This is a genomic window from Actinomadura sp. WAC 06369, assembly GCF_003947565.1.
Lineage (GTDB): Bacteria > Actinomycetota > Actinomycetes > Streptosporangiales > Streptosporangiaceae > Spirillospora > Spirillospora rifamycini.
On the sequence record NZ_QHJN01000053.1, the window covers coordinates 14,160 to 37,280 of the forward strand.

A 23,121-nucleotide genomic window follows, 5' to 3' on the forward strand; every position below is an offset into this window, starting at 1 on the left:
GGCCGCGCGGTCCCGCCGCCGCCCCCCTTCACGTTTCGCGAACCGGTCCCGCGTGTGATGCGCGTCGCGCGGGGCTCCCTCACGGCATTCGGGACGATTACCGTGAGCGGCATGGAACTGCGTGAACTGGCGTCGTTCCTCGCGGTCGTGGAGGAGGGGCGGTTCGCGCGCGCGGCGGCGCGCCTGTTCCTGTCGCCGCCCGCCGTGACCGCGCACGTCCAGCGGCTCGAGCGCGACCTCGGGGTGCGGCTGCTGGAACGTTCCCCGCTGCGGCTCACCGAGGCCGGCGAGCGGTTCGTGCCGCACGCCCGCGCGGCGCTCGCCGCCGCGAACGCCGCCGTCGCCGCCGTCGCGGTCGCCGGACCGGACGCCGAGCCGGGCCCCGCCGGACCGGTCCTGCGCGTCGGGGTGATGGGGCACGGGTCCGCCGAACTCACCCCCGCGATCGTCCGCGCGTTCCGCCGCGCCCGTCCCGACGTGCGCCTCGCCATCGAGCCGCTCGACTTCACCGAGCACGTCACCGCGCTCGTCGAGAACCGCGTGGACGCCGCGTTCGTCCGTCCCGCACCGGACGACGAGCGCGTCGACGTCGACGTCCTGACGACCGAGTCGCGGATCGTGTGCGTCCCCGCCGACGGGCCGTTCGGCGACGCCGCCGCGCTGCGCCTCGCGGACGTCCCGGACCTGCCGATCGTCGAGGTCCCCGAGGTCACCCCCGCCGTGTTCGCCGACTACCTGTACTTCACCCGCGCGGTGAACGGCGAGCGGGGGCGGCGCGGGCCCGACCTCGCCCGCACCCCGCAGGACGTGCTGCTCAGCGTCGCCGCCGGACGCGGCGTCGGGTCGGCGCTCGCGTCGTTCGCCCGCTTCTACCCGTGGCCCGGCGTCCGGTACGTCCCGATCGTGGACGCGCCGTGGGACAGCAGCGTCCTCGCGACGCGCCGCGGCGACCCGAGCGGCGCCGTGCGGGCGTTCCGGACGCTGGCGGCCGCGCTGGCCCGCGACGCGGGCCCCGCGCTGCTCGGACGGGCGGGCGCCGGCCGGTCCGGACGGCCCGGCGCGGACGCGTCCGACCAAGTGGTTCACGGGGCACCGAGCGGGATCGATAACCTTGACGCGTGAGTGACGAGACCCTCGATGACCTTCCGGAGCAGATGCGCGTCCGGCGGGAGAAGCTCGACCGGCTGCGCGAAAGCGGGATCGACCCCTACCCGGTGACGTTCCCGCGCACGGCGACCATCACCGAGGTCCGCGAGAAACACCCCGACCTGGAGCCGGGCACGGAGACGGGCGAGCGGGTCGGCGTCACCGGGCGGGTCATGCTCGTCCGCAACGGCGGCAAGCTGTGCTTCGCGACGATCCGCGACGGCGGCGGCGAGATCCAGGTGATGCTGTCGCTCGCGAACGTCGGGCAGGAGCAGCTCGACTTCTGGAAGCGCGAGGTCGACCTCGGCGACCACATCGGCGTCGAGGGCGAGGTCATCACGTCGCGGCGCGGCGAGCTGTCGATCATGGCCGACCGGTTCGCGATCACGTCCAAGTGCCTGCGCCCGCTGCCGGAGAAGCACGCGGGCCTCACCGACCCCGAGGCGCGGGTGCGGCAGCGGTACGTCGACCTGATCGTCAACGACGAGGCCCGGCGGATGGCGCGGATCCGCAGCGCGACCGTGCGCGCCGTCCGCGACTTCTGGCACGACGAGGGCTACCTCGAGGTCGAGACGCCGATGCTGCAGCCCGTCCACGGCGGTGCGACGGCGCGCCCGTTCACCACGCACATCAACGCGTACAACATGGACCTCTACCTGCGGATCGCGATCGAGCTGTACCTGAAGCGGCTCGTCGTCGGCGGGATCGAGAAGGTCTTCGAGATCAACCGGAACTTCCGCAACGAAGGCGCGGACTCCACCCACAACCCCGAGTTCACGATGCTCGAGGCGTACGGGACGTACCTCGACTACAACGACATGGCCGAGCTCACCCAGCGGATGTACCAGAAGGCGGTCGTCGCCGCGCTGGACACGACGGTCGTCGTCCACGACGGCCAGGAGATCGACCTCGGCGTGGCCGAGTGGCCCCGGATCACGCTGTACGGGTCGGTGTCGGAGGCGCTCGGCGAGGAGATCACCCCGCACACCCCGATCGAGGCCGTCCGCAAGCTCGCGGACGGGCGCGGCGTGAGCTGGGACCCCAAGTGGGGCCAGGGCAAGCTCGTCCAGGAGATCTTCGAGGAGCTGATCGAGCACACGCTCGTCCAGCCGACGTTCGTCATGGACTTCCCGCTGGAGACGTCGCCGCTGACCCGGCAGCACCGCGAGGAGCCGCTGCTCACCGAGAAGTGGGACCTCATCGGGTTCGGCACCGAGCTCGGCACCGCCTACTCGGAGCTGGTCGACCCGATCGAGCAGCGCCGCCGGCTCACCGAGCAGTCGCTGCTGGCCGCGGGCGGCGACCCCGAGGCCATGCAGCTGGACGAGGACTTCCTGCGGGCGCTCGAGTACGCCATGCCGCCGACCGGCGGGATGGGCGCCGGCATCGACCGGATGATCATGGCGTTCACCGGCAAGGGCATCCGGGAGACGATCCTGTTCCCGCTGGTCAAGCCGGAGTAGCGCGCGCCGCCCCGGCCGGGGGGCGCGCGGAGGCGCGGCGCCGCGGGCGCCGAACGCCCGTGCGCGTTCCGGCCGGGATGGCATGATCGTCCGGTGAGTACCCCCCTCCGGCCCGAAGACCCCCGAAACCTCGGCCAGTACGCGCTGTCCGCGCGCCTCGGCGAGGGCGGGCAGGGGGCCGTCTACCTGGGGCGCGGCCCGGACGGCGCGGCCGTCGCCGTCAAACTGCTCCACAAGGCCGACCGGGACGCCCGGCTGCGCTTCCTCGAGGAGGCGGCGAACGCCCGCCGCGTCGCCCGGTTCTGCACCGCGCAGGTGCTGGACGCCGGCATGTTCGACGACCGCCCCTACATCGTCAGCGAGTACGTGGAGGGCCCGTCCCTGCACGACCGCGTCTCCCGGGACGGGCCGCTGGACGGCGCCGACCTGGAGCGGCTCGCCATCGGCACGGCGACGGCCCTGGCCGCCATCCACCAGGCCGGCCTCGTGCACCGCGACCTCAAGCCGCACAACGTGCTGATCGGCGCCTACGGGCCGCGCGTGATCGACTTCGGGGTCGCGCGGGTGCGCAACGACGCGCAGAGCACGGGCGTGTCGGGGACCCCGGCCTACATGGCGCCCGAGCAGTTCGAGCGGAACCCGCCCAGCCCGGCCGGGGACGTGTGGGCGTGGGGCGCCACGCTGGCGTTCGCCGCGAACGGCCGCGCCCCGTTCGCGGCGGGCTCGCTGGCGGCGACGGTCGAGCGCATCCGGACCGGCGAGCCCGGCCTCGGCCGCCTCGACGGGCCGCTGCGCGGCCTCGTCGTCGAGTGCCTCGCCAAGGACCCGGCGGCGCGGCCCACCGCCCGCGGGCTGCTGCTCGCGCTCGTCGAGCAGGCCGAGACCGCGGTGCCCGCCGCCGGGCCGCCCGGCGACCTGCTCGGGCAGGGCGCGGGCGCCGCGGCGTCGCTCGTCTCGGTCCCGTCCGCCGCCCTCCCGCCGGACCCCGCCGCCCCGGACGCGGGCGTGGGCGTGGGCGCGGGCGCAGGGACAAGCGCGGGTACGGGCGCGGGTGCGACGGTCGCGGACGCCGGGGGCGCGGACGCCGGGGGCGCGGACGCCCGTCCGTCCGATCCGGCGGTCACGGTGCCGCCGCAGCGGGACGGGCGGCTCCGGCGCGTCCGGCGGAACGGCCTGCACCTCGCGTTCGTCGCGCTGGTCGCGGCGGGATCGGCGGCGCTCGCGACGTTCGCCGTCAACCGGAGCACCGGCGGGGACGGCGGCGGCGCCGACGTGCGGACGGGCGCGGGCGTGCAGACCGTCGTGACCGTCACCGCCGTCCCGGCGGCTCCCAGCATCACGCCGAGCGCCGAGCCGTCCGGAACCCCCGCCGCGCGGCCGTCCGGAACCACGGCCCCGGCGGCGCCCGCCCCGGCGCCGACGAAGCCCCGGCGGACCGCCGGGGCCGCGCCGTCGCCCCGGAGCACCGACCTCGGCGGCGTCTCGCTGTGGGACTGGTGCCGGGTCAAGGAGTACGAGGGCGCCTACTGGCTGGACGGCGCGTGGCGCTGCAAGCGCGGTTCCGAGCGGTACGCGGTCCCGCTCGACGAGGCGTGCCGCTGGCAGTACCGCCGGGACGACGCGGTGGCCCGGTTCCGGGACCCGGCCGTGCCCCGCAGCATCTACTGCGCGACCGCCTGAGCCGTCCCGGGCCGGGCCCGCGTCAGGTGGAGTCGCGGACGACGATCTCGGGCCGCAGCACGACCTGCCGGTGCTGGTGCGAGGGGCCCTCGCGGATCTCGGCGAGGGCCAGCTCGGCGGCCTCCCAGCCGAGCTCGCGGCGCGGCTGCCGGACCGTCGTGATCGGCACGGCGGCGCTGGCGGCGAGCTCGATGTCGTCGTAGCCGATGACCGCGATGTCGTCCGGCACCCGGACGCCCAGCCGCGTCAGCTCGTTGATCAGCCCGATCGCGAGGAGGTCGTTGGCGCAGAACACGCCGTCCGGGCGCGGCGACATCGCCAGGACCCGCCCCGCCGCCGCGCGCCCCTCGGTGATGCTGAGCGCCTCCTGCACCAGGACCTCCGGCGCGTCGAGGCCCGCCTCGACGAGCGTGCGGGCGGCGCCGTCCCGCCGGTGGACGCACGGTGCCGGCTCGGGCCGCCCGGTCACGAACGCCACCCGCGCGCAGCCCGCGCCGAGCAGGTGCGCGGCCGCGATCTCGCCGCCCGCCACGTGGTCGACGCGGGCGGAGCAGGCGTCCGGCGCGTCCCGGTCGATCAGCACGACGCTGAGCCCGGCCGCGCGCAGCTCGGCGATGCGGCGCGGGCCGAGCCCGACCGGGATGATGAGCGCCCCGGCGACCCGGTGCTCCTCGAGCAGGTCGAGCGAGCGCCGCTCCTTGGCCGACGAGTGGTCGCTGGAGATCCACAGCGCGTCGTGGCCCGCCTCGTTCAGCGCGAGCTCGGCGCCGCGCGCGACGTCGCTCGCGTACGGGTTCGTCAGGTCCTCGACGATGACGCCGAAGGCGAGCCGCGTCTCGCGGCGGCCCCGCCCGGACGCGCGCCCGCCGGCCCCGTCGGCCGACCGGTCGACCGGCCCGTCGGCGCCGTCCGCGCCGCCTTCCGCGCCGCCCGACCGGGCCCGGTGCGGGCCCTGGCGCAGCCGGCGGGCCGACTCGTTGCGGACGAACCCGAGTTCGTCGATCGCGGCGCGCACACGGTCACGGGTGGCTTCGGCCACGAGGTCTGGCCGGTTTAGGACATTCGAAACGGTCCCAACTGAGACCCCGGCTCGCTTCGCCACCTCACGAATACTGGTCTGTGGCAACTCGCTCCTCATCCGCCCCCGGCGACGTTATCCCAGGTAGCGGCATTCTCTATCGCGCGGGCTCGAGCGGTCCGTCACACATGGCGACCATACGAGCACACAAGGCATTTGACCAGCGCTTGACGGGCCGGATCCGGCCGCCTAGCGTTCCGAGCCGAAGCGTAGCTTGAAACGATTCATGATCTTCGCCTACGGCGAGGACCACGCTGGATCCGAGGAAGGGACGGGCGCGGATGGCTGGCGACCAGAGCCCGTGTCGTCCGGAAGGCCAACGACTGAATCGTCACCCGGAGTTCCCCCGCGCATCCCCGCAATCGGCCGATCGGCCACCTCCGGCCAAGCTCGTGAGACAGCAAGGGAACCTGATGATCTAGTCCGGAGGGCTCCGGACCCGGCAACCCAACGCGCGTACACGAGGCCGAACCCGTGCCTGTGCAGCGGACGGCTGCATCCCCGCGGTCATCACCACGGACGAGGGAGGACGGAGTGGAACAGGCCACACTCGCACGTCGTGGCACCGACGAGTTCGGGCTGAGCGAGGAGGAGATCCGACTGCTGGCCCAGATCGCGAGCGGTGTCACCGCCGATGTGGCGGCACGAAAGCTGGAACTGAGCGCGCGGACCCTGCGCCGCCGGTTGCGGACGATCTGCGACCGGCTGGAGGTCGGCACCCCTATCGAGGCCGTGGTGTGGGCGGCCCGGAGGCAGCTCATCTAGCGCGCGCACGACGGCGCCCGTCCGGGGAAGGCGGGCGTTCACCGGCAGGACCAGGCGGCACACTCACCCGACGCGAACTCCGTCCGACCCCGCGGCGGCGGCGCCGGCTTCCCGGCAGGTAGGTCCCTGCGGGAGGCGCCGCCGCGGACGTTGTTCACGGGACGTCCGCCGCCCGAGCCGTCCGAGCCGTCCCGCCGTTCCCGCGGCGCGCGTCACGCGACGCGCACCCCGCCCGCGAACGGCCGTCCCGCCATGGGTGCGATCCGGACGACGTCGCCGGTGTGCGGCGCGTGGATCATCTTCCCGTCGCCGACGTACATGCCCATGTGGTGCAGGTCGGAGTGGAAGAACACGAGGTCGCCCGGCTGCAGCTCGCTCCTCGAGACGCGCACGCCCGACGTGAACTGGCTGCCGGTGTAGTGCGGCAGGTTGACCCCGACCTGCTTGTAGGCCCACATCGTCAGGCCGGAGCAGTCGAAACTGCCGGGCCCCTCCGCGCCCCACACGTACGGACGTCCCAGCTTGCTCATCGCGTACTTCAGCGCGCGCGCCGCCTTGCCCGTGCCGACCACCGGAAGTGCGGCGAGCTTCTCGGGCGCCTGCTTGATCACCTTTCCGCGGATCTTCTCGTACTCCCGCGTGACCTTCGCGCGCTGCTCCTCCACCTTCTCCTTCAGCTCGGTCGCCTGCGCGGCCCGCTGCTCGGCGGACCGGCGCGCGCGCTCGGCGGACTGCATCGCCCGCATGTACGCGATGACCTTGGTGCTTTCCTGGTCGGAGAAGTAGTCGAGGGTCGCGGCCCGGTCGAGGACGGCCTGCGGGTCCTGCGCCGCGATGAACGTGACGGCCGGGTCGTCCCCGCCGTGCATGTACCGGGTCGCGGCGAGGCGTCCGATCTCCTTCCGCAGCGCGTCGAACGCCGCGCGCTGCCCGTCGGCGTTCGCCTCGGCCGCCGCGGCGGCCCGCCGCGCCTGGTCCAGCTGCGCCCGGAGGCCGTTGTACTGCTCGGTGAGCTTCTCGAAGTCGTCGGCGAGCCGGTACGCCGCCGAGGTGAGGTCTCCGGCTGCGGCCGGCCCGGGGTCGGCGAGCGCCGCCGGGCCCCGCTGCGGGGCGGCGACGTGCGGGGCGGCCGACACGACGGCGGCCGCCGCGGCCACCGCGGCCGTCCGGCGGGGGAGGCGGGCACGGCGCGGTCGGGACGCGGGTCGCGAAGGCTCCACGCGCTCTCCTCTCGTGGTCGCCCGCCGGGGCGGCGGTCTCGGGACGGCCGCGGCGGACCGTGCCGGGCCGAACCGGCCGTCCGCGGCGCGCGGGCTCGCGGCGCGCGGATCGGTCCGTGCGGTCTGTCGGATCACCCTGACGGTGCGGCGCCACCGGGAACACGACCCCGGGCGCTCCCGAAAACGGGAATCCCGCCGTCCGGAGCGGCCGCTGGGCCTCGGACGCGGCGGTCCGGCCCGGGTCTGCGCCGGGCCGACATCAGCGCAGGACACTAACGGAACCGGTGTGCGATTCCAACAAGAACGCGCGAAGACGCAGGTCAGCGCCCGTGTCCCGCGCTCGGCGTCCGCACCGGTTCGCGGGGTTCGGTAATGTCGCCTGTTTGTGGAAGTCGTGATCCGGCGTGCGCGCACCGCCGACGTCAAGGAGATCCGCAGGCTGGTCGACATGTACGCCGGGTCGGGACGACGCCTGCTGAAGAAGACCGCGGTGACGCTCTACGAGGACGTCCAGGAGTTCTGGGTCGCCGAGGACGCGCAGGCGGGCGGCCGCGTCATCGGCTGCGGCGCCCTGCACGTGATGTGGGAGGACCTCGCGGAGGTGCGCTCGGTCGCCGTCGACACCGGGTACGGCGGGCGCGGAATCGGCCACCGGATCGTCGCGCGGCTCCTCGAAACCGCCCGGGAACTCGGCGTCCGGAGGGTTTTCTGCCTTACCTTCGAAGTGGAGTTCTTCGCCCGTCACGGCTTCCGGCAGCTTCTGGGGACTCCGGTGTCGCCAGAGGTGTACGAGGAGCTTCTGCGTTCGTACGACGAAGGCGTGGCCGAGTTCCTGGACCTCGACAGGGTGAAGCCGAATACGTTGGGCAACACCCGGATGTTGCTTCGCCTGGAGGACTGACCGAATGAGCGAATCCCCCCACCGCGGCGGCCCGTACCAGCCGCCGCAGGGTCAGGGGTCCTACGGCCCCCCGCCCTCGTACCAGGGTCCCCAGTGGCAGCAACCGCAGCAACCGCAGCAGCCCGCGCGCCCCCCGGCGCGGCAGCAATGGCAGCAGCAGCCCGCCCAGCAGCAGTGGCAGCAGCAGCCGTCGTCCTATGACCCGGCCTACGGGGGCGGCGGTTACGACCCCGGTTACGGGCAGCACGGGGCGCCGTCCCAGGGCGCTCCCTACGCCGGCACGCCGTTGGCCCCCATTCTGCGGCGCGCCGGGGCCCGCCTCATCGACAACTCGATCGTCGCGGTGTTCGGCTTCGCGCTCGTCCTGCCGGTCGTCGTCGGCACGGTCGGCCTCGACGAGGCCGGGAGCAGCGCCAAGGACGAGGGCGGCATCTGGAACTGGCCCATCATCTTCACGCTGTTCTTCGTGCTCTCGGTGCTGCCGTTCATCTACGAGGCCGTGCAGCTCGCCATGTGGGGACGCACGTGGGGCAAGCGGCTCCTCGGCATCGGCGTCGTCCAGGCGCAGCCCGAGGGGGAGCCGCTGACGACGACGCAGGGCGTCTGGCGCGCGGGCATCACGCACATCGCGTACCAGCTCGGCGTGTTCTTCTTCCTCGTCCTCGCCGTGATGGTGTGGAGCTACGCCGCTTACGGCATGCTGCTCGTCTGGATCGGCATGGTCATGGCCCACCTCTGGGCGATCTGGGACCAGCCCCTGCACCAGGCCCTGCACGACCGCTTCTCCAACACCCTGGTCATCGACGAGCGCGCCCTGTACGACGACGGGCACGGGCACGGCGACCACGGGGACGGCGAGACCACCCAGTTCGTCCGCTAGGCCGGGGAGGACGGCGATGGAGACGTCGCAGCCCGCTCCCGCGGAGCCGTCCGGGACGGCCGCCGTGCGGCTGCTCGCCGAACCGGGCCAGCGGCTCCTCGCCCGCATCGTCGACACGCTGGTCGTCGGCCTGCCCGTCATGCTCGTCCTCCGGGAGGCGCTGCCGCACGGTGCCCTCGACCTCGTCGCGCCGCCCGCCGTCGCCGGGTGCCTGCTCGTCTACGAGGCCGTCCAGCTCGCGCTGTGGGGGCGGACGCCCGGCAAGCGCTTCGCCGGCATCGAGGTCGTCCGCGCCGAGGACGTGCGGGCCGAGGCCGTCCTCGACCGGCCCGACGAGGACGCGCCGCCCCCGGACGCCCGCGCCGGCGTCGAACACGGCGAACGCGGCCGGGCCGACGATCCCGCGCGCCTCGGCGCCCTGCGCGGTGCGCTCCGCGCGGCGGTCTACGCGGTCCCGATCGTGGCGCGCCCCGTTCCCGTGGCCGGGCTCCTCGCGAGCGTGTTCTGGGTGGCGAACGCCGGCCTGCTGTTCGAGGGCCGGAGCCGTCAGGCGCTCCACGACAGGCTCGCGGGCACCGTCGTGGTCAAAAGCCCGGGCGCCCGTTCCACGACGTTCTGACGGGCCTCTCGGCGGCCCGCAGGCGCGCCTGCGGGCCGCCGAGAGGCCCGTCCGTCCTTCTTCCCGCGGAAGGGCTTCCCCGCCCGCCATAGGACCGCTCCAGCGCCCGCTTCCCGGCCCCCTTCCGTGGACCTCCCGCCGCACAACTGCGGCCGTCCCGCGGGTTTTGGGGAGTGGCCCTCCGTGTTTCGGACGCCCCCGTTCAGCGGGCGAATCCCAGCTCGTTCCGGTTACGGCCGCGAATCGGCGAGGATCTGTCCCTTCCCGGACGAGCCCTCCGGTTTGGGATGGGCCCGCCGGGGCACTCGGGCCGGCCAAGGAAGTGGGGCGGCGGGGCGGTTTGTGTCGCTTATCAACCGATTTCGGGATGGGGTGGCGGCCGCCGTGCTTCGGCGGTGCCGCGGCACGGAGACTTCGCGCCGCCGGCGAGGCAACCGATTTTCGCCCGCGGGCCCCGTCGCGTTATCGAGCGACATGCCCCGGTGACGGCCCGTAAGCCCCGCGCCACCGGGCCTCCCGAGGCTCCGCTCTTTCCTCGTGCGGTGCGGTTAGTGCCGTTACGCCAGGGTTAATCGGTGCTGGGCGATGTTGGTGCGCCGTACCTGTTAAGGTCCCCCGCGGACCCTTTTCCGTCCCCGCCGGCGCGGCGTCCCGGGCGGGGGTCGTCCGCAAAGCTCCGGCTAACCTCCCAGGTCGGGCGCGGGTGGGCAGTGATGTCGGTCACGCCGAAATCCGCCGAGCCGGGGCGACCGCGCGCAAATTCATACGGACCGGCCCGCCTCCTGACGGGCCCGTCGAGGCGCGCCCTCCCGGAATCAGCAAGGGCGATGACGATGAGTTACCAGGGGGGAAGGGGACTTCATCGCGAGTGTTGAATTGTCATCCACGCACATCGCGGTATATCTTTGCAAGCAATGCAGTTTGCTCCAGCGAAAGGTCTGTCCTCATGGCACAGAAGGTTCAGGTGCTTCTCCTCGACGACCTCGACGGTGGTGAGGCGGACGAGACCGTGACGTTCTCGCTCGACGGCGCCTCCTACGAGATCGACCTGAGTGACGCCAACGCAAAGAAGCTGCGGGATTCCCTGCAGCCGTTCGTGGAGAAGGCGCGCAAGGCGGGCACCGTCAGCCGCAACAAGCGGCGGCAGCGGGGCGCCTCCAGCCGTGAGCGCAGCGCCGAGATCCGGACCTGGGCCAAGAACAATGGCATCAAGGTCAATGAGCGCGGCCGCATCCCCGCCCACGTGATCGAAAAGTACGAGGCGGCGCACTGACCCGGTCGGCCGACGGCCCGCCTCCGTCCGCGGGGCGGGCCGTTCGCGTCCGCGCCCCGCGCCCGGACGGCGCCGCGTGCGCCGCCCGTCCGGGGCCGGGACGAACGGGCGGGCCCGTCCGGTCCGAAGGCGAAGCCGTCCGGCCGGAAGAAGGGGACGCGTCGGCGCGTTCTACGAGGGACCGCACGCGCACGTCCGTCCGGCGTCCCGGAGACGCCCGGCCGGACCCCGGAACCGCGCCGGACGGGCAAAAGCGTCCGTTCGCTTGTGGCGTAGCGTTCCGGACGTTTCGCGGGGCGCGCGACGAGGTAGACCCGGCCGTCAAGGCACACCTTCTCCGAACTCGGCCGCGCCTCGGACGACCTGCGGAAAGCCCCCGTTCGCTTGGGGCGTAGCGGGAACATGACGCGCCGATGCGGTAGTTGGATGAGACTGAACAGCGCTTAGCTGGGGAACGTCTCCTGGTGGGAGTGCACCGGGTGGCCTCCTCGGGGCGGGCTAGCATGCGGAAGGACAGTTCCGGACGTTCCGGACTCTGCCCAACCGCTCTGTGAGGAGCGACGAGATGTTCGAGAGGTTCACCGACCGCGCGCGGCGGGTTGTCGTCCTGGCACAAGAAGAAGCCAGGATGCTCAACCACAACTACATCGGCACCGAGCACATCCTCCTGGGTCTGATCCACGAGGGTGAGGGTGTCGCCGCAAAGGCTCTGGAGAGCCTGGGGATCAGCCTTGAGGCGGTACGCCAGCAGGTCGAGGAGATCATCGGCCAGGGCCAGCAGGCGCCGTCGGGCCACATCCCGTTCACTCCGCGCGCCAAGAAGGTCCTTGAGCTGTCACTGCGCGAGGCGCTGCAGCTGGGCCACAACTACATCGGCACCGAGCACATCCTGCTCGGCCTGATCCGCGAGGGCGAGGGCGTCGCCGCGCAGGTCCTGGTGAAGCTGGGCGCCGACCTCAACCGGGTGCGGCAGCAGGTCATCCAGCTGCTGCACGGGTACCAGGGCAAGGAGCCGGCCGCCTCGGGCGGCCCCTCGGAGGCTGCCCCCTCCACGTCCCTCGTGCTGGACCAGTTCGGCCGCAACCTGACGCAGGCGGCGCGCGAGGGCAAGCTCGACCCGGTCATCGGCCGGGACAAGGAGATCGAGCGGGTCATGCAGGTGCTGTCCCGCCGTACCAAGAACAACCCCGTCCTGGTGGGCGAGCCCGGCGTCGGCAAGACCGCCGTCGTCGAGGGCCTCTCCCAGAAGATCGTCAAGGGCGAGGTGCCCGAGACGCTGAAGGACAAGCAGCTGTACACCCTCGACCTCGGCGCGCTGGTCGCCGGGTCCCGCTACCGCGGCGACTTCGAGGAACGGCTGAAGAAGGTCCTCAAGGAGATCCGCACCCGGGGCGACATCATCCTGTTCATCGACGAGCTCCACACGCTCGTCGGCGCGGGCGCCGCCGAGGGCGCGATCGACGCCGCCAGCATCCTCAAGCCGATGCTGGCCCGCGGCGAGCTCCAGACCATCGGCGCCACCACCCTCGACGAGTACCGCAAGCACCTAGAGAAGGACGCCGCGCTCGAGCGCCGGTTCCAGCCGATCCAGGTCGCCGAGCCGTCGCTGGCGCACACCATCGAGATCCTCAAGGGCCTGCGGGACCGCTACGAGGCGCACCACCGCGTGTCCATCACCGACGGCGCCCTCGTCTCGGCCGCGCAGCTCGCCGACCGCTACATCAGCGACCGGTTCCTGCCCGACAAGGCGATCGACCTCATCGACGAGGCCGGCTCCCGGATGCGGATCCGCCGCATGACCGCGCCGCCGGACCTGCGCGAGTACGACGAGAAGATCGCCGACGTCCGGCGCGAGAAGGAGTCCGCGATCGACGCGCAGGACTTCGAGAAGGCCGCCGCGCTCCGCGACTCGGAGAAGCAGCTCCTCGGCCAGAAGGCGCAGCGGGAGAAGGAGTGGAAGGCCGGCGACATGGACGTCGTCGCCGAGGTCACCGACGAGCTCATCGCCGAGGTCCTCGCCACCGCCACCGGCATCCCGGTGTTCAAGCTGACCGAGGAGGAGAGCTCCCGCCTCCTGCGCATGGAGGACGAGCTCCACAAGCGGGTCATCGGCCAGGAGGACGCCATCAAGGCGCTGTCCCAGTCGATCCGCCGCACCCGCGCCGGCCTGAAGGACCCGAAGCGCCCCGGCGGCTCGTTCATCTTCGCCGGCCCGTCCGGCGTCGGTAAGACCGAGCTGTCCAAGACGCTCGCCGAGTTCCTGTTCGGCGACGAGGACGCGCTGATCCAGCTCGACATGTCCGAGTTCATGGAGAAGCACACGGTCTCCCGCCTGTTCGGCTCCCCGCCCGGCTACGTCGGGTACGAGGAGGGCGGCCAGCTCACCGAGAAGGTGCGCCGCAAGCCGTTCTCGGTCGTCCTGTTCGACGAGATCGAGAAGGCCCACCAGGACATCTTCAACAGCCTCCTGCAGATCCTGGAGGACGGCCGCCTCACCGACGCGCAGGGCCGTGTCGTGGACTTCAAGAACACCGTCATCATCATGACGACGAACCTGGGGTCCAAGGACATCTCCAAGGGCGTCTCGATGGGCTTCGCCCGCCAGAACGACGAGCAGGGCTCGTACGAGCGGATGAAGGCCAAGGTCTCCGAAGAGCTCAAGCAGCACTTCCGGCCCGAGTTCCTCAACCGTGTCGACGACACGGTCGTGTTCCACCAGCTCACCCCGAAGGAGATCATCCAGATCGTCGATCTGATGATCGCCAAGGTGGACGAGCGGCTCCGCGACCGCGACATGGGCATCGAGCTCCGCCAGGAGGCCAAGGACCTGCTCGCCGAGCGCGGCTACGACCCGGTCCTGGGCGCCCGTCCGCTGCGCCGCACGATCCAGCGCGAGATCGAGGACCAGCTGTCGGAGAAGATCCTCTACAGCGAGCTCAAGGCCGGCCAGATCGTGATCGTGGGTGTCGAGGGCACCGGCGAGGACGCGAAGTTCACCTTCAAGGGCGTCCCGAAGCCGACCACCGTCCCCGACAGCCCGCCCCCGATCGAGGGCGCGGTCAACTTCAACAAGGACTGACCGCCCGTCCGACCACAAAGGCCCGCACCGCTCCGGTGCGGGCCTTTTGGCCTTCCTTGGCGAACACGTTACGTGACTTGCCGGTAACGATTAGTCTTCGAACATGCCATCGAAGGACCACGAGCTCCCGCTGGAGATGGTGCGCAACCAGCCGGACCTCGTCCCCGAACTCCTCCGCAGCGTGTTCCATGAGGACATCCCTGAGATCCCGGAGGGGGACGCCAGCCTTACATCCGAGACCTACAACGCATTCCATCCGCAGGAACTCCGCTGCGACGCGACCGTCCTCGTGGGCGACCCGGAGAAGCCCTCGTTGGGCATCATCGTCGAGTCCCAGCTGAGGGACGATCCCAGCAAGGGCTTCAGTTGGCCCGCGTACGTGGCGAACGTCCGCCTGCGCCATAAGTGCGACACGATCCTGCTCGTCTTCTGCCCGGACGAACGCGTAGCGCGGGCCTGCGCCAGGCCCATCCTTATGGGGCACCCCGAGCTGATCCTCAAGCCCCTGACCTTCCACCCCGGGCTCGTGGGCCCGATCACCGACCCGGAACGGGCGCGAAAGGTCCCCGAACTCGTCATCCTCAGCACCCCCGCACACGCCGATGGTCCGCATCGGGTCGCCGTCCTGGACAGCTACAACGCGGCGATCGACCATGTAGCCCAGGTTCAGGGTGTCGCTATCGCTACGCAGTATCATGACCACACAACGCCACAGCTGTCAGCTGTAGCCCGCAAGCTCATGGAGGAACGCATGCAGGCCGCCGGTTACGAGTGGAAGTCGGAGTTCGCCATCCACCACCGTGCCGAGGGCAAGGCCGAGGGCAAGGCCGAGGGCAGGACGGAGGAGGCGGCAAAGCTGGTCCTGCGCATCCTGCAGAAGCGCGGAGTGTGTGTTTCTGATGATGCGCGCCGGCGCATCACCGAGTGCACGGACCTCGAACAGCTCGAGGAGTGGGTGCTGGATGCCGGAACGGTCGCCTCGGTCGACGAACTGTTCACCGGATGACGTTCATCGACTACAGTCAGCGGCCCGAATTCGACGCCTGCAGGTGTAAGGTCGGCGCGTCCGTGCGGCGCGTGAAGGACGCCGCAATGCCCTGCAGGCTGCGGGACGTCCAGGCTGCAGGCCAGTCGTCCGGGGTGAACCCCGCGTCGAGGTCGACGTGGTGGACGAGCACCTCGGTGAGGCGCGCGTCGGTCGCACGCGCCACCGGGTGTGCGGCACCGGACGTCCACTCCACGGCTCGTCCCCAGGACTCCGCGGGCATCGCCTCGTAGGCGGCGGCGAACCGCTCGGCGCTTTCCCGCACATCGGCCACCAGGGCGGCGGCGCCGCGCTCCGCGCCGGCCTCGATCTCGGCGGAGCGGGCGTCCATGCTCGGGTACTCGCGGGTCTCCTCGCCGGTTCGCGCCCACGTCAGAAGCCGGGTGCCGCCGTCGGCGTTGCGCGCCACGTGGGTGAGGACGTGCGCGCGTGTCCAGCCGGGCAGCAGGGACGGCGCGCGTACGTCCGTGTCGTCGAGGCGGGTGGCGGTGGCGACGAGGTCCTCGGTCGCCGCCGTGATCCGCTCGAGCGGTTCCACCGCGGGCGTCGTCACTGCAGGGGCTCGCCTGTCTCCAGGAGGGTCTTCAGGCCCGCGATGAGTTCGGGCCAGCCCTGGCTGACCATGGTGCGCATGGTGCTGTCGGGGGCGAAGCCGTCGTGGACGACCGTGAGCTTGACCGTGTCGTCGCCGTGCGGTTCGAGGTCGAACGTGACGCGGGTGCGGCGTTCGGCGCGGAGCTTCGCGAGGGCGTCCGCGCCGATGCCGGCGGCCTCGGCCCATTCGGACGTCGGGGTGTGCCAGGTGTAGGAGAGGCGGCGGGGCGGGTCGGCTTCGAGGACGACCTGTTCGGGGTCGGCGATCTTCCGGCCGTTCTCCTCCCAGACCATGGTGGATCCGGGGGACCAGTCGGTATCGAAGGTCACGCCCCAGTAGCGGGCGGTGAAGGCCGGGTCGGTGAGGGCCTGCCAGAGGCGTTCCGGCGTGGTCTTGATGTAGGTCGTGTAGACGAAGTCGTCGCTCATCGGGCTTTCCTCCAGTGCGGTTTTCAGGTCGGCGAGGGTCTGGGCGCGGTCGCGGTCGTAGCGGCGGATCCAGCGGTCGGCGATCGCGTTGATGGGCGCCGCGTTGAGGTAGTGGAGCTTCTCCCGCCCCCGCCGGACGGGCGTGACGAGTTCGGCGTCCTCCAGCAGGGCCAGGTGCTTGCTGACCGACTGGCGGGTCATGTCGAGCCCGGCGCACAGTTCGCGCAGCGTCTGCCCGTTGCGGGCGTTGAGGCTGTCGAGCAGGCGGCGGCGGGTCGGTGGCCGTGGTCGGGGGCTGCTCGGTGCGGCGGGCGTGGGCCGCGACGGACGTGCGGAACAGTTCGTCGATCTCGCGGCCGTTGCCGTCCCGGTAGCGGTCGCGGTGGGCGTTCAGGTGCGCCGCCAGGGCCTTGCGGGTGGCCTGCGGGACGAGGTGGCCCGCTGCGGCGGCCTTGCCCAGGAAGATCGACATGAGGCCGGGGACGTCGTACGGGCGGAACCCGAGGGTGCGGGCGAAGCGGGACGCGAGGCCGGGGTGCGCGGCGAGGAGCCCCTCCAGTTCGGCGGTGCGGCCCGCGGCGACGACCACCGCCTCGCCGCGGTGGTCCTCCATGAGCTTGACGAGGGCGTCGACGGCCTCCTGCCCGAGGTCGTGGGCCTCGTCGATGAACAGGACCCCGCCGCGCGCCCGCTCGAAGACGTCCGCGTGCGGCCCGGCGAGGTCCGCGGGGGACGCCTCGACGACCTGGCCCCCCGCGAGGACGCCGAGGGCGGCGAGGAGTTCGCCGTACAGCCGGGCCACGGTGGTCTTGCCGGTGCCGGGCGGGCCCGCGAAGACGAGGTGGCCGGTGAAGGGGCCGGCCTCCGGGCCCGCGCCGAGGACGTCGGCGAGGTCGCGGATCCCGCGCTTGACGTCGTCGAGCCCGGTCAGCGCGTCGAGCCGGTCGAGGATGGCGCCGACCTGCGCGGAGTCGCCCGCCCGGACGGCGAGTCCGGTGCCGACGTCGAGGTCCTCGGCGCGCAGCTCGGACAGTTCGTCGCCGGACGGCAGGTCGTCCCGTTCGGCGAGCCGCTGCGCCTGCCGTTCGACCGCGGCCTCGAAGACGCGCCGGGCCGCGCGGCCGTTGGCGAAGGCCGCGTCGCGCTCGACGGCCGCGAAGTGCGCGAGGACCGCGTCGCGGGCCTCGCCCGCCAGCCGGTAGCCGTCCCGGGTGGCGTGCAGTTCGACGATGCCGAGGAGTTCGGACGGGCCGTAGGGCTCGAAGACGACGGTGCGGGGGATCCGGGTGGCGAGGCCGGGGTTCGCGTCCAGGAACGCGCGCATCTCCGCCGGGGGGCCGGCGGCGATGACGACGACCTCGTCGCGGTGGTCCTCCATGAGCTTGACCAGGGTGTCGACGGCCTCCCGCCCGACGTCGACGCCGCCCACGGGACGGGCGAGGGTGTGGGCCTCGTCGATGAGCAGCACGCCGCCGCGCGCCTCGTTGAACATCTGCGCGGTCTTCGGCGCGGTGCCGCCGACGTGCTCGGCGACGAGCTGCGACCGCCCCACCTCGACGAGGTGGCCGGTCGAGACGACGCCGAGCGCCGCGAGGAGGCGCCCGTACAGCCGCGCGACGGTGGTCCTGCCGGTGCCGGGCGGGCCCGCGAACACCATGTGCCGCCCGATCGCGGGGCCGGGCGGCAGGCCCGCGCGCCGCCGCTGCTCGGACACCCGCTGCAGGTTCCTGATCTTGTGGATCTCCTCCTTGACCGCGGCGAGGCCGATCAGCGCGTCGAGCTCGGCGAGGACGGCGTCCTCGCTCTCCCGCCCGTCCGGCGGGTCGTCCGCCGCCGGGAGCTCCGCGGGCGGCTCGTCGAAGCCGATCAGGTCGGGGCGGGCGTTCCGCTCGCTCGTCAGCCCCTCGATCCGGACGCGCGCCCGCCGCGACGTCGCGACGCCGGCGCCGCGCCCGTCCGCGACCGTGCAGGCGCGCAGCGTCAGCTCCGCGCCGGGGTGGGCGCCCACGCCCTCCTCGCCGCTGCCGGTGACGACCGTCCCGTCGAACAGGCCGTTGCCGCCGTCCAGGACGTTGAGCCCGACGACGCCCGCGTCCTCGACCCGCCCCCGGACGAACGTGACGTGCCCGGCCTCGCCGACCGCGACGCCGTTCTGCGGCGGCGCGATGATCGCGCAGTCCTCGAAGGTGCCGGTGGAGCCCTCGACGAGCATCCCGGTCCGCTTCGGCGTCTCCATCCGGACGCGCCGCCCGACGACGGTCCCGCCGCGCGCGGCCCACACCGCCTCCAGGCCCGCGTCCTTGATCAGGCAGTCCTCGACGAGGGCGATCCCGTTGTCGGCGACGACCAGCGCCGACTCCTTCGACCCCCGCACGGCGGTGTTGCGGACGACGATGTCGGCGCGGTCGTCCACCCGGATCCCGGACACCCCGGAGTCGCTGATCGTGCACTGCTCGATCAGCGGCCGGGCGCCCTCGGTGACCCAGACGCCGTTGCCGCCGGCCTTCTCGATCACGCACGCCCGCAGCGTCACCGAGCTGCCCATCCGCAGCGCGACGGCGTTGTGCCCGGTGCCGGTGACGGTCGTGCCCTCCAGCAGCCCGGACGCGGCCGCGTACACGACGACGCCGTCCTCGACGCGGCAGTTCTTCAGCGCGAGCCTGCCGCCGCCCCACGCCCGCACCGCGACCGACCCGCGGCGGCTGACGAACTCGCAGTCCTCCGCGAGGACGCTGCCGTCCTTGACGTTCAGCGCGCAGCCGTCCTCGTTCCAGTTCCGGACGGTGACGCCCTGCAGGGTGACGTGCCCGGTGAGCTCCATCGTCGCGTTGGTCGCGCCGTCCAGGGTGACGGTGCCGGGCCCGTCCATGGCGGTCAGCACGAAGTCGCTGGAGCTGCGGAAACCCGTGTTGGGGTACTGCCCCGGTTCGATGAGGATGTGCCGTCCCGCGGCGGCGTGGTGAGTCGTCGCCTGCAGCGCGTCCAAGACGCTTCGGAACGCCCGGGGGGAGGTCTGTGAAACGACCAGACGCAGCAACGCCCCTCCTCACGGAAAACCTGGACCACCGCCATGGTGCCATTCCGTGAGATGCCGGGCGATACCGCGCCGGTTCGGTGCGCCGCGGAGGGTCAGCGGACGCCGCGCGGGCGGAACTGGACGCTGATGCGCGGCCCGGTCGCGCGGGCGCTCTTGGGGACGGCGTGCTCCCAGGTCCGCTGGCAGCTCCCGCCCATGACGATGAGGTCGCCGTGCCCGAGGTCGCGCCGGATCGTCGGCCCGCCGCCCCGGGGCCGCAGCAGCAGGCTGCGGGGCGCCCCGACGGACAGGATCGCGACCATCGTGTCGTGCGTCGCGCCCCGCCCGATCGTGTCGCCGTGCCAGGCGACGCTGTCGCGCCCGTCCCGGTACAGGCACAGCCCGGCCGTCCGGAACGGTTCGCCCAGTTCGGACGCGTAGTGGGCGTCGAGCGCGGCCTTCGCGTCGGCCAGCACGGGGTCGGGGAGGGGCGCGTGCTCGTCGTAGAACGCGAGGAGGCGCGGCACGTCGACGACCCGCTCGTACATCCGGCGCCGCTCGCCCCGCCACGGGACGGACGACAGCAGCCGTTCGAACAGCGCGTCGGCGTCGGGGATCCAGCCGGGGAGCACGTCGATCCACGCCCCGTGCGACAGCCGCGTCCGCCGCGCGTCGGCGAGCGGCCGCGGACCCGTCCCGTCCGTGAAGTCCAGCAGCGACCCTTGCAGCATGCTCCCCACCGTACCCGCTGTCGGCGAACACATGTTCGAAGATCGCCGTGCGACCTGTGGGGATGACGCACCGGATTCTGTCGGTGGCGCCCCGTAGGGTGCGCGGGTGTGGAGAGAACTGCCGCGCCCGGTGCGGGCGCTCGTCGGCGTGCGCGTCCTGAACCAGCTCGGCGCGTACGTGATGCCGTTCCTGGCGGTCATCGCGGGGCCGGGCCTCGCCGCGGAGGCGCTCGCGGTCTTCGGCGCGGCCGCGCTGGCGTCCCGCCGGCTGGGCGGGCTGCTGCTCGACCGGCTGCCGCCGCGCACCCTGATCGTCGCGGGCCTGGCGGCGACGGGCGCGGCCCTCCTGCTGCTCGCCGCCGCGCGCGGGCCCGTCCAGGTGCTGGCCGCGGTCGCGCTCGCCGGGCTCGTGTTCGAGCTCTACGAGCCCGCCACGCAGGAGGCCCTGGCCCGGCTCACCGGGAAGGAGCGGCGCGGCGACGTCTACGGGCTGCTCGGCACGTCCCTGGTCGCGGCGGGGGCGGTCGCCGGGCTGATCGCCGCGGTCCTGCTCCCGATCGGCGCGCGCTGGCTGGCGGTCGTCGACGCCGGGACGTGCCTGGTCGCGGCGGGCGTCGCGTACGTGTTCCTGGAGCGCGAACCCGTCCGCCGGGCCGTCGCGAGACGCGGGCGCTGGCGGCCGTCCGCGGCGCTCGTCCGGCTCACCCTCGCCGGGACGGCGTTCGCGTGCGGCTACCTGGCCGTGGTCATGTTCATGCCGCTCGTCCTGCTGGAGCGCGGGGCGCCCGAGTGGCTGCCCGGCGCGGCCCTGACCTGCGCCGCCCTCCTGGCCCCGCTGACCGGACGCCTCGGCCGCCGCGGGCTCGACGCGTTCGCGCACGGGCGCGTCCTCGCGGCGGGCACCGCCGTCCTCGGCGTGCTCGCGTTCGCGATGGCCGCCGGACGGGCGGTCCCGCTGCTCGTCGCGGCGTACGTGGCGTGGGCCGCGGTCGACAGCGTCCTGCAGGGCCGCTGGCAGGCCGTGGTGGCCGAGACCGCGCCGGAACCCGAACGTCCGCGCTGGTTCGCGTTCTTCGGGTCGTCCTGGGGCGTCGCGCAGCCCGCCGTGCCCGTGCTGGTCGCGGCGACGGGGGCGGCGATGGCGACGGCCGGTGCGGCGTTCCTCCTCGTGCCCGCGCTGCTCGGCGCCGGGACGGCCGCCGCGCGGCGGCCCGGTCACCTGCGGAAGATCACCACCAGGACGCGCAGCGCCAGGACGGAGCAGACCACGAGCATGCAGTAGCCGAGGAACTGGTACAGGGAGACGTCCGTGGCCATCGCCGGGCCGCCCTTGAGGCCGAGCAGCATCACCGCCATGATCCCCGCCGTGGACGCCAGGATCGTCAGCAGCACCTGCTGCAGGAGGCCCGTGACGGTGCGGCGGTCGCGCTCGTCGCCGAACAGGCGCACGTTCAGCGTGAGCCGGCCCGCCTCGGCCGCGGCGGTGATGCGGTCGAGGCGGCGCGGCAGCCGCCGCAGCATCGGGAGCATGCCCATGACCTCCTCCGTCACCGCCTCCTGCAGCGACGACGGCCGCAGCCGCTCCCGCAGGTACGTCTCGCCGAACGACTGCGCCTCCGTCACGATGCCGAACCCCGGCGCCAGCTCCGTCAGCCCGCCCTCCAGCGTCGCCAGCGCCCGGAACACCGCCGCGATCTCCGGCGGCACCGCCAGCTCGTACCGCGCGACCAGCCGGAACAGCTCGGTGAACATCGTCATGTCGGGCGCGCTGCCGGGGCCGAGGTGCCGCGCCATGAACGCGCCGAGCGCCCGCGCGAGGCCCTGCTCGTCCAGCTCGTCCGGACGCGCCACCATCTCCAGGAACGCGTCGGTGACGCCCACCGTGTCGCCGCGGTTCATCGCCAGCAGCAGCCGCTGCAGGCAGGCCCGCAGCTCGGTGTCGAGGCGCCCCACCGACCCGAAGTCGATCAGGCCGAGCCGTCCGTCGTCGAGCAGCAGGATGTTGCCCGGGTGCGGGTCGGCGTGGAACGTGCCGTCCACGACGATCTGCCGCAGCAGCGTGTCCAGCAGCGCCTGCGCGAGCTTCGACCGGTCCATGCCGCGCTCGTCGATCAGCGGGCCCGCCTTGCTCAGCGCCGTCCCCGCCAGCCGCTCCATCACCAGGATCCGGCCCGTGCACAGGTCGTCGAACGGCCGCGGGACCAGGACGTCCGTGCCGCGCGCGGCCCCGACCGACGCCATGTTCCGCGCCTCCACCCGGAAGTCGAGCTCCTCCCGCAGCGCGACCGCGAACCCGCCGGCGAGGTCGACGACCCCGAACGCCCGCGCCCACCCCGCCCGCTGGTGCAGCGTCCGCGCGAGCCGCCCGACGATGTCGAGGTCGCGCTCCACGACCGTCCGGATCCCCGGCCGCTGGATCTTCACCACCACGTCCTCGCCGGACCGCAGCCGCGCCGTGTGCACCTGCGCCACCGACGCCGCCGCCAGCGGCGTCCGGTCGAACTCGGCGAACACGTCCTCGGGCGCCGCGCCCAGTTCGTCCCGGATCACCTGCTCGATCCGCTCCCACGGGACGGGTGCCGCGCGGTCCTGGAGCCGCCCCAGCGCGGCGACGAACTCCGGCGGCAGCACGTCCCGGCGCGTCGACAGCACCTGCCCCAGCTTGACGAACGCGACGCCGCCCTGCTCCAGCGCCTCCGTCAGCGACCGCGCGAGCCGCACCCGCTCGTTCTCGGTGCTCGGCTCCCGCCGCGCGCGCCCCCGCAGGTACGGGCCGAACCCGTGGCGGAGGAAGATGAACGAGATCTGCCAGTACCGCCGCGTCCGCGAGATCCGCGACCGGACGCTGCCGAACCAGTACAGCGGCGACGGGATCGACCCGGTCGGGACGAACGCCTCCCACAGCACCAGAACGGTCATCGACACCAGGACCGCGCACGCGAACCCGAGCACGATGAACCACAGCGTCGCCGGCACCTGCCGCCGCGGGTCGATCCCGGCGAACAGCGCGCCCGCGACAGGGCTCGCCACCGCCTGCCCGGCCGCCCCCGCGACGACCGTCCGGAACAGCGAGAACCGCATGTTCAGCAGCCGCCGCGCGCCGAACGCCAGCACCAGCGTGTTGAGCAGCGTCCCGGCGGCGAACGCCACGACCGTCACGGCGGAATCCATGCGGGCGACCTTAGCGGCGGCACCACCGAGG

The 23,121-nt window shown here is 73.0% G+C and carries 17 protein-coding genes and 1 pseudogene; 11 read left to right on the forward strand and 7 right to left on the reverse strand.

Annotated features, from left to right (window positions below; all coding sequences use genetic code 11):
• Nucleotides 1-111 precede the first annotated feature (111 nt).
• The 3 genes from DMH08_RS16565 to DMH08_RS41020 all read left to right on the forward strand — a co-directional run bounded on the left by DMH08_RS16565 (nt 112) and on the right by DMH08_RS41020 (nt 4,289).
• On the forward strand, nt 112-1,122 hold the full coding sequence (locus tag DMH08_RS16565; RefSeq protein WP_125615493.1) for a LysR family transcriptional regulator: 1,011 nt from the start codon (nt 112-114) through the stop codon (nt 1,120-1,122).
• Nucleotides 1,119-2,609 (forward strand): bifunctional lysylphosphatidylglycerol synthetase/lysine--tRNA ligase LysX, encoded by a 1,491-nt coding sequence (gene lysX / locus DMH08_RS16570; protein WP_026403527.1) that lies wholly within the window; start codon nt 1,119-1,121, stop codon nt 2,607-2,609. The genes DMH08_RS16565 and lysX overlap by 4 nt, the downstream gene beginning before the upstream one ends.
• A gap of 93 nt (nt 2,610-2,702) precedes the next feature.
• Nucleotides 2,703-4,289 carry a serine/threonine-protein kinase gene (locus DMH08_RS41020; protein ID WP_199747831.1) on the forward strand — a complete coding sequence of 529 codons (1,587 nt, stop codon included), beginning with the start codon at nt 2,703-2,705 and terminating at the stop codon, nt 4,287-4,289.
• 22 nt (nt 4,290-4,311) lie between these two features.
• Here the strand turns inward: DMH08_RS41020 and DMH08_RS16580 are convergent, their stop codons facing one another.
• Complete coding sequence (locus DMH08_RS16580; RefSeq protein ID WP_125615495.1) at nt 4,312-5,427, reverse strand: LacI family DNA-binding transcriptional regulator; 1,116 nt, start codon at nt 5,425-5,427, stop codon at nt 4,312-4,314.
• Between the two features lie 474 nt (nt 5,428-5,901).
• Between DMH08_RS16580 and DMH08_RS16585 the strand changes: the two genes are divergently transcribed.
• Nucleotides 5,902-6,132: a LuxR C-terminal-related transcriptional regulator gene (locus DMH08_RS16585; protein WP_026403525.1), complete on the forward strand. Its 231-nt coding sequence runs from the start codon at nt 5,902-5,904 to the stop codon at nt 6,130-6,132.
• 212 nt (nt 6,133-6,344) lie between these two features.
• On the opposite strand, the gene DMH08_RS16590 is transcribed toward DMH08_RS16585, so the two are convergent.
• Complete coding sequence (locus tag DMH08_RS16590; RefSeq protein WP_233617637.1) at nt 6,345-7,352, reverse strand: C40 family peptidase; 1,008 nt, start codon at nt 7,350-7,352, stop codon at nt 6,345-6,347.
• Between the two features lie 385 nt (nt 7,353-7,737).
• Between DMH08_RS16590 and DMH08_RS16595 the strand changes: the two genes are divergently transcribed.
• The 6 genes from DMH08_RS16595 (at nt 7,738) to DMH08_RS16620 (ending at nt 15,110) form a co-directional block, all read left to right on the forward strand.
• A complete protein-coding gene (locus tag DMH08_RS16595; protein WP_325052927.1) occupies nt 7,738-8,253 on the forward strand; it encodes an amino-acid N-acetyltransferase in 516 nt (171 codons plus the stop codon).
• Between the two features lie 4 nt (nt 8,254-8,257).
• Nucleotides 8,258-9,133: an RDD family protein gene (locus tag DMH08_RS16600; RefSeq protein WP_125615501.1), complete on the forward strand. Its 876-nt coding sequence runs from the start codon at nt 8,258-8,260 to the stop codon at nt 9,131-9,133.
• Nucleotides 9,134-9,149: 16 nt separating this feature from the next.
• Nucleotides 9,150-9,752 carry an RDD family protein gene (locus tag DMH08_RS16605; protein WP_125615504.1) on the forward strand — a complete coding sequence of 201 codons (603 nt, stop codon included), beginning with the start codon at nt 9,150-9,152 and terminating at the stop codon, nt 9,750-9,752.
• A gap of 946 nt (nt 9,753-10,698) precedes the next feature.
• A complete protein-coding gene (locus DMH08_RS16610; RefSeq protein ID WP_026403522.1) occupies nt 10,699-11,025 on the forward strand; it encodes a histone-like nucleoid-structuring protein Lsr2 in 327 nt (108 codons plus the stop codon).
• Nucleotides 11,026-11,590: 565 nt separating this feature from the next.
• On the forward strand, nt 11,591-14,104 hold the full coding sequence (locus DMH08_RS16615; RefSeq protein ID WP_026403521.1) for an ATP-dependent Clp protease ATP-binding subunit: 2,514 nt from the start codon (nt 11,591-11,593) through the stop codon (nt 14,102-14,104).
• Between the two features lie 103 nt (nt 14,105-14,207).
• On the forward strand, nt 14,208-15,110 hold the full coding sequence (locus DMH08_RS16620) for a hypothetical protein (RefSeq protein WP_125615507.1): 903 nt from the start codon (nt 14,208-14,210) through the stop codon (nt 15,108-15,110).
• 16 nt (nt 15,111-15,126) lie between these two features.
• On the opposite strand, the gene DMH08_RS16625 is transcribed toward DMH08_RS16620, so the two are convergent.
• The 4 genes and pseudogenes from DMH08_RS16625 to DMH08_RS16640 form a co-directional block, all read right to left on the reverse strand.
• Nucleotides 15,127-15,702 (reverse strand): maleylpyruvate isomerase N-terminal domain-containing protein, encoded by a 576-nt coding sequence (locus DMH08_RS16625; RefSeq protein ID WP_233617638.1) that lies wholly within the window; start codon nt 15,700-15,702, stop codon nt 15,127-15,129.
• Complete coding sequence (locus DMH08_RS16630; RefSeq protein WP_325052928.1) at nt 15,699-16,436, reverse strand: ArsR/SmtB family transcription factor; 738 nt, start codon at nt 16,434-16,436, stop codon at nt 15,699-15,701. Before DMH08_RS16630 ends, DMH08_RS16625 begins: the two co-directional genes overlap by 4 nt.
• A gap of 250 nt (nt 16,437-16,686) precedes the next feature.
• Nucleotides 16,687-19,041 (reverse strand): annotated as a pseudogene (locus tag DMH08_RS16635) (right-handed parallel beta-helix repeat-containing protein); the annotation flags it as partial.
• 260 nt (nt 19,042-19,301) lie between these two features.
• The gene (locus tag DMH08_RS16640; protein ID WP_199747832.1) at nt 19,302-19,919 is read right to left on the reverse strand and encodes an alpha-ketoglutarate-dependent dioxygenase AlkB; all 618 of its coding nucleotides are present in this window, start codon (nt 19,917-19,919) and stop codon (nt 19,302-19,304) included.
• Between the two features lie 106 nt (nt 19,920-20,025).
• On the opposite strand from DMH08_RS16640, the gene DMH08_RS16645 reads away from it, so the two are divergent.
• On the forward strand, nt 20,026-21,201 hold the full coding sequence (locus DMH08_RS16645; RefSeq protein ID WP_125615513.1) for an MFS transporter: 1,176 nt from the start codon (nt 20,026-20,028) through the stop codon (nt 21,199-21,201).
• Here the strand turns inward: DMH08_RS16645 and DMH08_RS16650 are convergent.
• Nucleotides 21,135-23,090, reverse strand: coding sequence for an ABC1 kinase family protein (locus tag DMH08_RS16650; protein WP_125615516.1), 1,956 nt, complete (start codon nt 23,088-23,090; stop codon nt 21,135-21,137). The two genes, DMH08_RS16645 and DMH08_RS16650, sit on opposite strands and share 67 nt — an antisense overlap.
• Between the last annotated feature and the right edge of the window lie 31 nt (nt 23,091-23,121).

Coding starts and splice junctions, on each gene's coding strand:
- DMH08_RS16565 (WP_125615493.1), top strand. CDS start 112: ATGGAACTGCGTGAACTGGCGTCGTTCCTCGCGGTCGTGGAGGAGGGG.
- DMH08_RS16580 (WP_125615495.1), bottom strand. CDS start 5,427: ATGAGGAGCGAGTTGCCACAGACCAGTATTCGTGAGGTGGCGAAGCGA.
- DMH08_RS16600 (WP_125615501.1), top strand. CDS start 8,258: ATGAGCGAATCCCCCCACCGCGGCGGCCCGTACCAGCCGCCGCAGGGT.
- DMH08_RS16605 (WP_125615504.1), top strand. CDS start 9,150: ATGGAGACGTCGCAGCCCGCTCCCGCGGAGCCGTCCGGGACGGCCGCC.
- DMH08_RS16610 (WP_026403522.1), top strand. CDS start 10,699: ATGGCACAGAAGGTTCAGGTGCTTCTCCTCGACGACCTCGACGGTGGT.
- DMH08_RS16615 (WP_026403521.1), top strand. CDS start 11,591: ATGTTCGAGAGGTTCACCGACCGCGCGCGGCGGGTTGTCGTCCTGGCA.
- DMH08_RS16620 (WP_125615507.1), top strand. CDS start 14,208: ATGCCATCGAAGGACCACGAGCTCCCGCTGGAGATGGTGCGCAACCAG.
- DMH08_RS16640 (WP_199747832.1), bottom strand. CDS start 19,919: ATGCTGCAAGGGTCGCTGCTGGACTTCACGGACGGGACGGGTCCGCGG.
- DMH08_RS16650 (WP_125615516.1), bottom strand. CDS start 23,090: ATGGATTCCGCCGTGACGGTCGTGGCGTTCGCCGCCGGGACGCTGCTC.